The sequence below is a fragment of the Butyricimonas sp. BSD2780061689_150309_C8 genome, assembly GCF_015560935.1.
Lineage (GTDB): Bacteria > Bacteroidota > Bacteroidia > Bacteroidales > Marinifilaceae > Butyricimonas > Butyricimonas paravirosa.
Genome location: NZ_JADMSV010000011.1, coordinates 1 through 15,432, shown reverse-complemented (window position 1 = coordinate 15,432; position 15,432 = coordinate 1). Strand labels below are relative to the sequence as shown.

Genomic DNA, 15,432 nt, shown 5'->3' with positions numbered 1-15,432 from the left:
GCCATGAAAGAAAATAGATTTATACAACGCCCCGTACTGGCTATTTGTATATCCATAGCCATCGTATTCTTGGGGTTACTGGCATTGCAATCCCTGTCAGTAGAAAAGTTCCCGGACATCGCTCCGCCTACAGTTCATGTCTCCGCATCCTACATGGGGGCAAGCGCAGAAACCGTCCAGAAAGCCGTGATCGTCCCCCTGGAAGAAACGATCAACGGGGTGGAAAACATGACCTACATGGAATCCTCCGCATCATCAGGTTCCGCCAGTATCAACATTTACTTCAAACAAGGAACAGATCCCGATCAGGCAGCCGTGAACGTGCAGAACCGGGTATCGGAAGCACAAGGACAACTACCGAGTGAGGTCACCAAAGTAGGTATCACGGTCGGGAAGAGACAGATCAGTACTCTTGCCATTCTAGGTATATACAGCCCGGACGACTCATTCGACGAGTCATTCATTACAAACTACATCAATATCAATATTGCTCCACAGATACAGCGTATCGAAGGCGTCGGGGAAGTCCGGAGCATGGGAGCCACGTACAGTATACGAATCTGGTTAAACCCGGAAACGATGGCCCACTACAAACTTGTCCCGGCAGACATCACGGCCGTGCTGGATGAACAGAACATTGAATCCTCCATGGGTTCTTTCGGAGAAAACTCTGACAATGTATTCACGTACACGCTGAAATACAGGGGACGTTACCAGACCCCGGAAGAATTCGGTGAACTGGTGGTACGTTCCACCGCGGACGGAGAAGTCCTAAGGTTAAAAGATGTCGCCGAAATCGAATTGGGAGACCAGAGTTACAGTTATGCCGGAGGGATCAGCGGACACCACGGAGTGACCATGATGATCAACCAGACTGCCGGTTCCAACGCCACGGAAATCAACTCTCAAATAGAAACATTACTGGAAGAATTATCAGAATCATTCCCCGCAGGACTTGATTACCTATATCTCCAGAATACCAATGATTTCCTTTTTGCCTCTATCGGTGAAGTTGTCAAAACATTGCTGGAAGCCATTATTCTCGTCGTACTGGTAGTATTTTTCTTCCTTCACGACTATAAACTAACCTTAATACCCACACTTTCACTCCTCGTATCCCTTATCGGAACTTTTGCTTTCATCTACTTGATGGGATTCAGCTTGAACCTACTCACGTTGTTTGCCCTGGTACTGGTGATCGGAACAGTTGTCGACGACGCCATTGTCGTCGTTGAGGCCGTACAGACTCAAATGGATTCGGGAGAAACAAACTCTGCCACTGCAACAAGTCACGCCATGCATGACATCACGGCAGCAGTCATCACGTCCACGATCGTATTCATGGCTGTATTCATCCCCGTATCCTTCATAAGCGGGACAAGCGGAACATTCTACAAACAATTCGGTCTGACAATGGCCGTTGCCGTTGCAATCTCTGCCGTCAACGCCCTGTCATTAAGTCCGGCACTAAGCGCACTATTACTTCAACGGAAATCCAAAGACCGCAAACTGACCACCCTCGTCAAAAAAGCATACAGTATTTCCTATCTGGCACTGTACAACAAATACCAATCCGGATTGCGCCTCATGTTTAAACGGAAATGGATTGCCGGAATAGCACTCGCTTGTTCCATTGTCCTTGCCGTTCTCCTGATGAATAACACGAAAACCGGTTTAATTCCCGATGAAGACACGGGTACCTTGTTCGTTTCCGTCAGCACCGCACCCGGAAGTAATATGCAATTCACGATAGGGGTCATGGACCAGATTGAAAAGATTGTTCTGTCCTATCCCGAGATAAAAGCCTATTCCAGAGTAGTAGGCCATAGCATGACAGGTGGTTCCGGTTCATCCAGCGGGATGCTTATTATCCAGCTCAAGGATTGGTCCGAACGGAAAGGTGACGAACATTCCTCCACGGCAATCATGAATCGACTCAACCGGGATATGCAACAAGTTACAGAGGCCTCGGTCTTCGTCATGGCTCCAAGTATGATTGACGGATACGGTACGGGAAATGCCGTGGAACTCTACCTGCAGGACAAGAAAGGCGGGGAAATCAATGATTTTTATGATGTTGCCCAAAACTTTCTCAGCGCACTGAACCAACGCCCGGAAGTCATGTCCGCTTTCAGCTCCTTCAGAGTGGATTACGTACAATACGTGGTGGACGTGGATGCAGCAAAATGTAAGCGGGCCGGGATCTCCCCTTCCGATATACTGGATGTCATTTCCGGGTACTACGGTGGAATCTATGCCTCCAACATCATTCGTTTCTCAAAAGTATACCGGGTCATCATCCAAGCCAGCCCGGAATATCGGCTGGACACACATTCCCTAGACAACATCTATTTCAAAAACGGGGATGAAATGGCCCCGGTCAGCCAATATGTAACACTAACCAAAACCTCCGGTCCGGAAAGTCTGAGCCGCTTTAACCTGTTCAACTGTATCTCGGCCAACGTAACCATGGCCAACGGATACAGTTCAGGAGACATCATCAACGCCATCAAAGAAGTGGCACAAAATACATTGCCGGAAGGATACGGCTACGAGTTCGGAAGTTCCTCCCGTGAACAAAGCCAATCAGATAATACAGTATTTATCCTTATCGTTTGTGTAGTATTCATCTATCTGTTACTTTGTTCTCTCTACGAGAGTTTCTTTGTCCCGTTTGCCGTTATCCTCTCCGTGCCTTTCGGAATCCTGGGATGTTTCATCGCGGCACAGGTATTCGATGTCGAAAACAACATTTACCTGCAAACAGGTATGATCATGATCATCGGTCTGCTGGCCAAAACAGCCATCTTGATCACGGAATATGCAGCCCAGCGTCGACAAACCGGAATGAGTATTGAAGATGCGGCATTCGACGCTGCCAAAGTCCGCCTGCGTCCCATCTTGATGACCGTACTTACCATGATCTTCGGTATGTTGCCCCTGCTCTACGCCAGTGGTGCGGGAGCTAATGGGAATCGTACTTTGGGAGCCGGAGTTGTCGGAGGCATGATCATCGGAACAATAGCCTTGCTATTCATCGTTCCTCCCCTTTTCATCATCATGCAAAGACTTCAGGAAAAATACGGTTTTATCATTCACAAAAAGAAAGAAGAACGTTATGAATAAAATAATTATTTGCAAGATACATCGCACCATCGTTTCATGTATTTTCATACTCACGATGGGGAGCTGCGGCATATACGAGACATTCCAAACGCCTCGCTACGATATAACAGACAAAGCCTACGGGGACATCATTTCCCCGGATACGGCCTCAACAGGAAATATACACTGGCAAACCTTTTTCCAAGATGAAAAACTACACGCTTTGATAGAAACCGCCTTAAAGAATAATGCCGATATGCAAAACGCAATCTTGAAAATTCAGGCAGCACAAGCCTCTCTCAAAGCATCAAAATTGGCATTTCTCCCCTCGTTCAACGTTTCACCCAGTGCAGATTTCGATGGTTCCTGGGACGTTCAATTACCTGTAAATGCAAGTTGGGAAGTCGACTTGTTCGGGAACCTGCGTAACGCCAAGAAAAGGAAACAGGCGGCTTACCTCCAATCAGGAGCTTACATGCAAGCTGTACGCTCGCAATTGATCGCCACGGTAGCCTCCACCTATTACACATTGTTATCCCTCGATGCACAATACAAAATCTACGAGGTAACAGAACAGAGTTGGAAACAAAACGTGGAAGTCACCCGCCGGTTGATGAAAGCCGGGAAATACAATGCCGCCTCACTTTCACAAACAGAGGCAAATTATTACAATGTATGTAATAACCTGATCGATATCCAACAAGAGATTCAACAAACGGAAAATCAACTTTGCGCCTTACTCGGGGAAACACCCCACCCGATCGAGCGAGGAGAACTCGCTGACTGGTTGGCTCCAGAAGTGATTCATGTGGGAGTACCACTTCATGTTCTCTCCAATCGTCCGGACGTAAAACAAGCCGAGTACACTTTGGCTCAGGCATTTTATGCCACGAACGAGGCTCGTGCAGCCTTCTACCCCGCTTTGACCATATCGGGAAACTACGAATTCCGACACTCGCTATACGATATTGTTGGGTCGCTCGTACAGCCCCTATTCCAAAGAGGGACACTAAAAGCCAATCTTGACATTGCCAAAGCCGAACAGAAAGAAGCCGATATATCTTTCCGTCAAACAATCATTGAAGCCGGCATCGAAGTGAACGACGCCTTGGTTGCAGTGAAAAGCGCACGGGAAAAAGCAGAAAATTACTCAAAACAAGTAAAACATCTACAAGATGCGGTGAAAAGCACCCAGTTACTCATGAAACACGGGTCGACCACTTACCTGGAAGTGTTGACAGCCCAACAAACCTTGTTGGAAGCACAAGTAAATCAAGTGACCAACCACTTGACGGAAATTTCCAACACGATTACGCTCTATCAGGCTCTCGGAGGAGGGAGATAGTTTCATAGATTGAAATACGGATCGAATCATCTTTTTGTATTCATCCGTATTTCTTATTTTTGTAACTAAAATTAAACAAGGATATGGCAAACATCGACATTCTTTCTTCCCTGATAACCAACAAACAAGTCGAACAAGAGGTATTGTTCGCTGAATTACAAGTCGATAGTTTCGACCACACCGTCCTGCAGCAATTCCCACCCATATCCAACATCATTATAAACATTGTCATTTTAAAAGGAACGCTTCAAATTGTCATTGATAACATCCGGCATAAATGTACCCCTTCAAACAATAATATCGTCAACATTAAACCGGTGAACACCATCACCCAGATGACACCGGGTAACGACTTTAAAGGACACATCATCATCCTGCCCAAATCATTCATGGACAGAGCAGATCACGGGGTCAAACCGATCCCCTTCCGGGATGTCCTTTCCATGCGTTTTCAACACACGATCACAATCCCCAAGGCCGGAATCGAAATTTTGGCAGACTATTTCCGTCTCATCGTGGAAAACTCGCAAACCAATGAAAGCCCGTTAAACCGAAGTATCTTCGAACATGCAGTTTTACTGTATCATTTAAAGGTTGCACAAATGATCTTCGCAGAGATGGAAAAACAACAGAAAAAAAGATTAATCTCTCGCTCTTCATTACTCTGCAATCAATTTACCCAGCTTCTCACGCAACATATAGAAGAAGAGCACGAAGTTTTGTTCTACGCGGACAAATTGAACATCACCCCTCATTACCTCACAAAAATAACACATAAATATATCGGATTCGCGGCAAATAAAGTGATCGCCAATGAACTAATCACCCAAGCCTCACTACTACTCCGGAATCCGGATTACACGTTGCAACAGATTGCCGACCGCCTTCACTTCTGCGATCAATCCTCGTTCGGAAAATTCTTTAAAAAACATACAGGAAAAACTCCCGCTACTTACCGGGCTGATACCAACATTCCGATAGAATAATTACTGATTCAGCCATTGCTTGAACTCTTGAATCCTCTCGGAACTCACGATTGCCTCAATTCCGGCAGGAGGTGCCGGGGTTAACACGATCTTGATTCTACTGTTGGAATATTTCACCATCTCCTTGATCGAATTATAGCTGATAATAAATTTCCTGTTGATCTTGAAAAACTGTGCCGGATTCAATTTTGTCTCTATACCACTGATCGTTTGATCCAAAATATAATTTTGCCCGTCACGGGTGAAAAGTACCAGATACTTTCCGTCCGCCATGAAATAGGCAACATCTCCCACCGTCACGGATTTCATCTTCGTCCCCACGGTAACCAGGAAACGCTCCTGATACACGGTCAACGATGCCACGGGGAAAGGAGCATTTACCGGGGAAAGCGATTCCAACTTATTCAATGCTTGCTGTAACTCTTCCTTGTCAAAAGGCTTTAATATATAATCAATCCCCTGATATTTGAATGCCTTGAGCGCATATTCATCATAAGCCGTGATAAAAATAACCGGTACCGTGATCTCCACCTGCTCGAAAATATCAAAACTCTGCCCGTCCCCCAGATGAATATCCATGAAAATCACATCGGCTTTATTCTTCTTCAACCATTTCACGCTCTCGCTCACCGAATCCAGTTTCGTCAATATAGTGATCTCCGGGGCAACCTCTCCCAACAGCCGTTCCAACTCTGCCGCTGCAAGATATTCATCTTCAATTATAATTGCATTCATAGGCTATTTTTATCAATACTTTCTCCGGATTCTTTCATCCATCGTTTCTGTATTCACAAAAATAACGAAAATAATTCATGTAACAATAAAAACAGCCGTGGGGAACCACCCCCACGGCCTTCCAACTACTAGATCAACCTAGTAACATACAAATTAATTGTGCAAATTCGGATTAGATTCCGTTGCTTCTTTCGGGAAAGCGATCGTATACCGGGAATCATCTTTAGACAAAACCTGACGATCTTGTTCTCCTTGATCTGTCGTATAAACTTTCACTATCTCCGGACGATCCGTACGACGCAAATCAAACCAACGATGTCCCCCTTCAAGAGCTAATTCCCTAGCTCTTTCGTTCGCAATCTCTACTAGTAACTCTTCAGCCGTCATTTGATCTATCTCTGCTGCTCTTTCCTCATAGTAATCAGGTTGTAATCGCACTTTAATTAACTCTTTCAGCCTGTCTTTAGCTTGATCCAGTTTTCCATCAACATGAGCCGCAGCTTCCGCTGCTATCAAATAAATTTCGGAAGAACGGATAGAAACCTTGTAATTAGAATTTGGTCCTCCTTTGGTCGGAACATATTTATCATTTTTACTTGTAAAATACAGGTTAAAACGTAAATCATTTACAGCATCATATTTTTCTATCAATGACGGAAGAAGCTCTGTATATGAAGTCATATCATTGTCTCCCCATTCTTCAAGACACAAAATAGCTTCTTTTGAATTGATATTATAAGGTTCCGTAAAATCTGCACTAGTCAAATCCTCCAGAGGAGAAGAAGACAGTAAACCTTCTGCAAGATTCATCGCATTCTCCCATTCTTGATGGTAAAGACGTACGCGCGCCTCGAATGCTTTTGCAGATTTTTTGGAAAACCGATAAAGAGTAGAAGCAGGTTGCTCGTCAACCGTTAAAACTTCGTTAGCCGCAGCAATATCTTCAAATATCTGATCATAAACTTCTTTTACCGTCGAGGGAGAATACGCCTGTTCTATGTCTATTTGGGTTGCTAAAGGAATCCCTTGATCCGTTTCTGCCGTCGAAGGATTGTAAGGTTTCCCGTAAAGATTCAACAAATCAAAATGCATATAAGCACGCAAAAGATAAGCTTCTCCTAATATCTGCTCACGAGAATCATCCTCCGTATCAATATCCGCATTCATTACATCATCAATAACGCTATTAGCATAAAATATCACTTTATAAGGAGTTCCCCACGGATAAGATTCTTCCATATTCACAGAATTGTCATTCCAAATAGCAAAATCTATCAACCGAGGATAAGCGTAAGCACTACCGGAAGGAATTACCTCGTCAGCCCGTAAAGCTAACAAATATTTATAGCCAGACACCGCCGTATAACCAGAAGTTATCAAGGCTCTGAATTCCGTTACTTTTTCCGGAATTACTTTCCCCACGGGTTTCACATCCAAATAATTACAAGATGTGAACAAGGCAAGTAAACTTATTATATATATTATTCTTTTCATTTTTACCTAGTTTTAAAATGACACATCTAAACCTATTGAGAAAGTCCGTGCAAGGGGTTGCGTGTAAATATTTCCCCAAGTCTCAGGATCAAAATATCCCTTGTAATTTGAAGCAATCACAAACGGATTCCGAGCTTCAAAACTAATTCTGGCAGAGCCTATATGTAACTTATCTGCTATTTCCCGAGGTAAATTATACCCTAAGCGAATACTACTTATCCGCCAATAACTCATATTCTTAAACCAGTAATCATAGTTACTAAACGAATTTCCTCCTAAATCCAATCCATTTACCCATTGATAATAATTTACCAATCGCATATTCTCTTCCATCGTATAATTCACCAAACGAGGATATTTTCCAGTTGTATTAGAAGGAGACCAGATGTCTAAAGCCCGTTTCGAATAATTCTGACCGGGAGACGTTTCACTCGGTGAATAAAATGGAGTTTCTTGCATCAACTGATCTATCACAAAACTAGAACTTACCGTAAGATCAAAATTCTTATAATAGAATCGATTGATCCAACCTCCTGTAAATTTAGGCTCTGTTGTTCCTGCATACACGAACAAGTCTCGATACTCTGCATTTGTCAGCGAAGATGTCGGATAGCCAATATTCCATTCATCCGTTATAGCATAAAAAGTCTCAAAATTCACCTTCTCGCCTGCTTTATTATAAAACATCGGTAGTCCGTCTTCATCCAATCCTGCTGTTCTCAATTTGAAAAGAGCCCCAATGGAATGTCCTTCCAAAGAAGGAGAATACGAATCATCTCTCACTTGAATCTTATCCACATTACTCGTGTTATGGGCAATATTGAAATCCATCTTCCAACGGAAATTCGGAGTACGGATATTCTCCGTAGAAAGAGCAAATTCAATACCCTTATTGGAAACCTCAGCCCAGTTCATCGTAGAAGAAGAGAAACCATTTTCAAGCGGCAAAGCCCTTGCCCCGATCAAATCTTCACTTTTCCGATAATAAGCATCAACTGTAAAAGAGAGACGATTATCCAAAACTGCCATATCAATACCAACATTCCAGTTTTTAGTTTTCTCCCAACGCAAATTTTGATTAGGAGGAGAGGTCACGTTAATCGTCGGTTCATTTAAACCAGGCAGAACCGTTGTCGAATTCCACTCCCCGACAACATAAGGAGAGGTATTCTTATCCACATTTCCCTGCAGACCGTATGATACACGCAATTTCAAATCATTCAACCATTCAACATTACTCAAGAATTCTTCCCGATTAACATTCCATGCGGCAGAAGCTGCCCACAATGGCAGATATTTGTATTTACGAGCAACACCAAATAAATTCGAACCATCAAAACGCATACTTCCAAAGAATGTATATCGATTATCATAAGTATAAGACCCGGTCATATAATAAGACAGATAACGATCCTCACTCATGGTCTTTTGATATTGTTTCCATTTCGATGACGACATGGAAGAAGTACTGTAACCGTCCGGGAATACGAGAGGCTGGGTCGTCAAAGCTCTGGAATCATAGCCAAAGCCCTTGGTATGAACATTTGTATTCTTATTCCCTCGCATTTCAAAACCGGCCATGAAATTCACGGAATGACGCTCGGCAAAAATATGACTGAACTCCCCTTGTATCTTCCATTGGTATTGTGACATATCAGCAGCCCAGTTCTGAATAATTCCACCATCTGGCAAAAAATATGTCCCGTTATAGTTAGAATCTTCCCTATATTTTCTCACGAAATATGTTTCTTCGTCTGCAAATTTCTCTGTCTTCGAATCCTCTAGCTGCATCGAAAACTGTGTTGTCAAAGATAAGAAAGACCATGGCTTGTAATTTAAAGTTAACATAGGCTTAAAAGCCAGATTCTTTAACCAATAATCTGTATTTTCACGTTCCTCCAGTAAATTAAATTCCAAGTAAGCATCATCCAACCCCTTTATATCCTGGTCATAAACATACTTACCATTTTCATCACGAACATTCAAATAAGGATTCACATTACGAGTATAATAAGAAGGATTCGTGAAAGAATCCGAATCTGTGATATAACTTTTCCGTTTACTGTGAGACATGAATAAAGAAAGACCAAGAGTCAAGTTATCTCTCAAATCAAAATCAGTCTTCATAGTACCTGTAATCCGCTCAAAATTCGTCCCAATCGTTGTACCTTCTTCATTATAATAACCGATCGAAGCATAGTAACGAGCTTTTTCAGAGCCTCCTGATACACTTATATTATATTGCTGATTCACAGCATTCTGATACACAAGATCTCCCCAATCGGATCCTGTTGTACGCAAAGCATTAATCTCGTTCTGAGTCTGTGCAGACAATGCATTAAATCCTCCTTCTTGGAAAGCACTTAACTCTCCCGAATTTGACAAAATTCGAGCCACACTTCCGTAGTTAGAACGATACGTCAACTCAGGTATACTCGCCATACCTAACTCGAAATCCACTTTTTCAGAAGCATTCATTAAATTCAATTTCCCCAAGTCAGGTTTCGTTGTTATAAACATTGCCGCTGACGCATTCACCCGCATTTTTCCGGCAGATCCCTTTTTGGTGGTTACAACAATGACTCCATTTGCTGCACGTGCTCCATAAATAGCCGTGGCCGAGGCATCCTTTAAGATTGTTATACTTTCAATATCCGCCGGGTTTACCCCTGCAATGGAAGTATTATACAAGTTATCAATATTATCCTTGTCACTAAAATTTTCTGGAATATCATTCCCTTCCAAAATCATCCCATCCAACACCCAAAGCGGATCTGTACTTCCCGTCAGAGAAACCGTACTACGGATTCGCATCTTGTTCGGGGCTCCCGGAGCCCCATTCGTGGGGATAGACGTCATACCGGCAACCTGCCCTTCCAACAACTGGTCAATACTAGCAACACCGATGCTCTTTATATCATCCATCTTTACGGTCTGAATCGCCGATGTCGATTTACGTTTCTCGATCTGTTGGTAACCCGTCACCACCACCTCGGTCAACTGCTCCTGATCCGGTTGCAACATAACCTTAAATTCCGTGGTCTTCGTCACGTCCAGTTTCGCATTTTTATAACCGACAAAACTAACCACCACATATTTCACCGCTTTCGGCACTTTCAATTCAAACTTTCCGTCAAAATCAGTAATCGTTCCCTTCGGGCCGAGATTCTTAGCCTCTGCCGCATCCGGGTCAATCATTACCGTAGCTCCAATCAAAGTCTCGTTCGTCACGGAGTCCATCACGACTCCTTTGATCGTACGATAGTCGCTCTCGCTTTGGGCAAACAGCCAAAGCGGACACAATAACGCAATTAATAATAAACTTTTCTTCATGCTAACTTATTTAATTTGTATGTTATAAGGTGTAAAATCATCACATATTCAACGCCTCTTTCACCCGAATAATCAAATCCTCGTAATGATTACGAGTTTCTACATTACCCGTGTTTCGTTTATTTTCCGCTAATTTTAAAATTTTCAACAATTCGCCTCTCTTCACCGATACAGCCTCGGAAACTCTACCCATGGAAGAGAAGTGTAAGGTCCTCAATTGAACCTCTTCTCTAGGCTCAATCGTAAATTCGGGAACTTTAGAGGCAAAACAACACGTGTTTGAATGATGTAACGCTTTCTTGGTTGTTTTCTCCACAGCCCTATTCGAGCTAACGATGATCGCATCGACAAAATTCTTTTGTGTCATCCGCTCGTAGATAGATAAGTTACGCCCAGCCTTACTGCTGGCAAATATCACGTTATGAATATCCGCGAACATCTCTTCCGGCGTGTAACTCTTCGCCCGGCCTAAAGTCGCTTCAGAATCAAACATACGCAACAAACGCTCGTCCTTCAACAGATTATAGAATGTAGCGTACTGCAACTCACGTGCAACCGTGTAAGGAGAATATTCCACGCCCATCTGAATCGGGTAACTCTTCTTCCAGACCTCAGCACCAAACAACCATTCCGGAACAATAAACACCTCTTCAATCAAGTACTTCACGCTCTCTTTCTGAATCTCTTTCGGCACCGGGATATACCGATCCTCCGGACTTCCCTTCACCGGGTTATTGATATAAATACCTCCCACGTTAGCTGTAACATGCCCGGCATACATCTTCCATTGGTTAATCACCGCCATCAATAATTTTCCTGCCTCCGCAAAAGATTCTCCGTCTTCCTCTGTCCATGCGACAATATTCGGAACAATCCGTTTCAGATTCATAATCCCGTAACGATTGGCTTTCACGATGTCATCTCCAAGGTCTTCATCCTGAGAACGAGGATCGATCGGATCTTTCGGGTCTTGTTGCTCGCCATACCAGTACATCGGGTCTCCTTCATGCTCTTGAATCCATTCATTCAATATCGGCAACTCCTCTTGAGGTGTCGCCGTGTCTAGCCAACGATAAGCCCAGTTAATCGCGAACTTGTCATACGTCCCGATTTTAGGAGTAATTTCCTTTACCCCGTCTCCCGGTTGTGCCACGTAGTTAAAACGTGCGTAATCCATGATAGAACTTGCCGTTCCTCCCATTTTTGCCGTAAAGCTCGGCGATCTCAAAGAATCCACGGGGAAAGCATGAGAAGCACCCATGTTATGCTTCAACCCGAAAGTATGCCCTACCTCGTGAGAAGAAACAAAGCGGATAGCACTGGCCATATGCTCGTCGCTCAATTTATTTGCACGGGCTCTCGGATCTATCGGTGCTGTCTGTACTCGCATCCAAGTATGTAATAATGACATCACGTTATGCCACCAAACCACGTCAGCCTCGATAATCTCTCCTGAACGGGGATCAACCACGGACGGCCCCATAGCATTAGCCTGCTGAGATGCCGCATAGGTGATGACCGAATAACGAATGTCGTCTATGTCAAAATCTTCATCACCTTCCGGTGCATCCTTCGCAACAACAGCATTTTTAAAACCTGCCGCCTCAAATGCGGCCTGCCAATCCCGTACTCCTGCTTTAATCTCTTCTCTCCACTGTTTCGGGGTAGAAGGATCTATATAAAACACGATCGGTTTCACAGGCTCTACGACCTCTCCTCTTTTATATTTCTCTATATCTTCCGGTTTTGGTTCCAATCTCCAACGATGAACGAATTCCCGTTTTTCCACTTGCTGTTGCTCGTCTGTAAAATAAATATGCTCCGTGGCAAAAAAACCTACACGGGGGTCGGCGAAACGTGGCTTCATAGGAACCTTAGGTAATAACACCAAATTTGTTGTCGTTTCAACCGTAAGAGGTACCGCCACGCCGCCATCAACCACCTGCGTCGTCATTAACGCCTTTACCACCACATTCTTGGGGAAAACCTTCACGCCCAATATCTTCGACAAGTCCTTTTTTACCGAACCGCCTAAAGCAATTTCATTATATATATCATTAAAACTTTTCTCACTTCCGTCAAAAATCTTGTTCACCTTGATAACCACGGAAGTCGAATCCTTCCCGTAAGCCTCGATCGGGAAATACTCGATCACGGACTCGCGATAATTGGCTTTCACAGATTCACTGATCGCATCTCCCTCGGGTACACTTACCTTTCCATTGTAAGTTGTCACCCACACCTTGTTCATAGATTTATCTTTATAGAAACGCACGAGCTTGTCATTCGACTCCATTCCTCTATTCAAGCCTGCATCATTCAACTCGTAAGGTACTCCCGACACTTTATTAACGATTAGAAGATCACGTCCCATCAACGAATCAGCCACCTCGAAATAGTAATCATTCTCAACCGTTAAAATCTTTACCATACCTTCAGTAATCTTGGCTTTTTTCACCAAATCCCCGTAAGCATCCGGTTTAGACACTTCCGTTGTATCCTTGGCATGTTTTTTCTTTCGTCTTTCCAGAGAATATCCCGGTTCTGACAATAATGATAGGGCAACAAGGGCTATCGCACCTAAAATGAATGTTTTTGTTCTTACCATACTTCTTTTATTCATTAAATCTATCTGGTTAACTGATTCTTTACAATGATAAGACAGATTTCAATCAATAAAAATAAAAGGGGAGTGAAACCCCGAAAAAAAGGAGTGAATCATCGATTTTTTGTTATAAACGATTTTTTAAAAGAGGTAGTCGACAAACGTAACATCCATTTTCACAATCACATACAAATTTCTCACCAGAATAAAAGTCATAAATGGCCTGAATGCGTTCGAAACCCACGCCCATGGACTCCTCGCTAGATTCTGCACGGGGCTGGTAATTATTCTCCACGATTAAACATTCATCCCGATCATAAATTTTAATATGCAAGGGATTTTGTAAAGTCACCTGATTATGTTTTATAGCGTTCTCTACTAACATCTGTAAACTGATCGAAGGAACCTTTGCTTCCAAACAATCCGGTCTCACATCTATGGACAAATCCAACTGATCCCCAAAACGAATCTTCTGCAAAAAATAATATTGCCGGGTAAACTCGATCTCTTCCTTCACCGTGGACAAGCTTTCGTTTCTTGTCTCCAGCAAATAGCGATACACCTTTGATAACTTCAACACGAATTCCCTCGCCAAAGTCGAATCCGAACCAATCAACACACTCAAGGAGTTCAAGGAATTAAACAAAAAGTGAGGGTTAATCTGATTTTTCAACTGTTGTAAATGCAGTTCCATAGACTCCTGTTCCAAACTACGCCGCAAACGGTATTCCTTACGCCATTTATGCTGGGCAAAAAGTAACAAAATTGCGAATATAACTACTGTAATCAAGGCAATCATAGCCGTGTAACGATGAAATTCATCCAATATCTCCCGATTTCCATACTGCGGCACGTTAACGGCAATCACCCACTTTTCACTCCCGACAAGTAGGGGATAGTAAATTCGAAGCACCTGTGAAGACAGAAAATTAGAATGAACCATAATTTCCAATTCACTCTGACTTTTTAATACTTCCTTGATAGAATCCAACTCTTCTTTTTGGAAAGGTGAGGTTCCCAATAAATTTTCATCGGGATGCGAAAGTAATATACCCCGTTCATTTACAATAAACACGTAACTTGACACCTTCCCTGTAACCTCTGCAAAGTATGAATGTAAGTCTGTCAACGAGATATCAAATCCAAAAAGAATACGCCGGGTCGCTGTCGGTTCAATAGCCTCGATTGTTGTCCAGTAAGTCTTTCCATCCTCGTGGTACGTACCACTAAAATGGTGATCCGCATGTGAATCCAATAAGGTATACATATACTTTAACTCGATCCCGGAAAGTTTCATCTTGCGTAACTCGGAACTATTCCGTTCCAACAACCGTAGAGAATCATTGGTGCCCCTGAAAAACCAAGTTCTACTTAATTTCGGGTCCAATTGTTGCATCGTCTTCAAAAGCGAAAATAAATCCTGCTCCCGGTAAGATTCACTTTTCCCAAAAAACTCTCTCGCCAATCGCTGTAATTCTTCGGTTTTCTTAAATTCATACGCAACAGATTCTGCCCGGTATCGACAAGCCTCTCGTGCATTCGCATTATTCATATCGTTCCCCACGTCACTAATCTTTTCCCCTATTAAATAAATAGCGGCAATGAATAAAGCTAACAAGATTAATCCTATCGATATTATATTGGTCCGAATTCTCATGTACACAAAGGTAATGAAACAATTGAAAATTGAAAATGAAGAATTGAAAATGAAAGAAAATAAAAAAGGGCGAGTCACTTGAACTCGCCCTCTCTTCTAAATTCGGCATCGACCTACTCTCCCACCCAAGGGCAGTACCATCGGCGCTAACGGGCTTAACTTCTCTGTTCGG

The 15,432-nt window shown here is 43.0% G+C and carries 8 protein-coding genes; 3 read left to right on the top strand and 5 right to left on the bottom strand.

Going from position 1 to position 15,432, the window contains the following annotated elements; genetic code table 11:
- The first annotated feature begins 3 nt into the window (after positions 1-3).
- The 3 genes from I2I33_RS10090 to I2I33_RS10080 all read left to right on the top strand — a co-directional run bounded on the left by I2I33_RS10090 (position 4) and on the right by I2I33_RS10080 (position 5,436).
- Positions 4-3,126 carry an efflux RND transporter permease subunit gene (locus I2I33_RS10090; protein WP_087422524.1) on the top strand — a complete coding sequence of 1,041 codons (3,123 nt, stop codon included), beginning with the start codon at positions 4-6 and terminating at the stop codon, positions 3,124-3,126.
- A 16-nt stretch (positions 3,127-3,142) separates the two neighbouring features.
- The gene (locus I2I33_RS10085; protein ID WP_407712232.1) at positions 3,143-4,450 is read left to right on the top strand and encodes a TolC family protein; all 1,308 of its coding nucleotides are present in this window, start codon (positions 3,143-3,145) and stop codon (positions 4,448-4,450) included.
- An 83-nt stretch (positions 4,451-4,533) separates the two neighbouring features.
- On the top strand, positions 4,534-5,436 hold the full coding sequence (locus tag I2I33_RS10080; RefSeq protein ID WP_087422522.1) for a helix-turn-helix domain-containing protein: 903 nt from the start codon (positions 4,534-4,536) through the stop codon (positions 5,434-5,436).
- Here the strand turns inward: I2I33_RS10080 and I2I33_RS10075 are convergent, their stop codons facing one another.
- The 5 genes from I2I33_RS10075 to I2I33_RS10055 form a co-directional block, all read right to left on the bottom strand.
- Positions 5,437-6,171, bottom strand: coding sequence for a LytR/AlgR family response regulator transcription factor (locus tag I2I33_RS10075; protein ID WP_087422521.1), 735 nt, complete (start codon positions 6,169-6,171; stop codon positions 5,437-5,439). It abuts the gene before it with no gap.
- Positions 6,172-6,324: 153 nt separating this feature from the next.
- Positions 6,325-7,665, bottom strand: a complete 1,341-nt coding sequence (locus tag I2I33_RS10070; protein WP_229128264.1) for a RagB/SusD family nutrient uptake outer membrane protein — start codon at positions 7,663-7,665, stop codon at positions 6,325-6,327.
- 12 nt (positions 7,666-7,677) lie between these two features.
- Complete coding sequence (locus tag I2I33_RS10065; protein WP_087422520.1) at positions 7,678-10,998, bottom strand: SusC/RagA family TonB-linked outer membrane protein; 3,321 nt, start codon at positions 10,996-10,998, stop codon at positions 7,678-7,680.
- A 40-nt stretch (positions 10,999-11,038) separates the two neighbouring features.
- Complete coding sequence (locus I2I33_RS10060; protein ID WP_087422519.1) at positions 11,039-13,606, bottom strand: zinc-dependent metalloprotease; 2,568 nt, start codon at positions 13,604-13,606, stop codon at positions 11,039-11,041.
- Positions 13,607-13,730: 124 nt separating this feature from the next.
- A complete protein-coding gene (locus tag I2I33_RS10055) occupies positions 13,731-15,260 on the bottom strand; it encodes a histidine kinase (RefSeq protein ID WP_087422518.1) in 1,530 nt (509 codons plus the stop codon).
- Between the last annotated feature and the right edge of the window lie 172 nt (positions 15,261-15,432).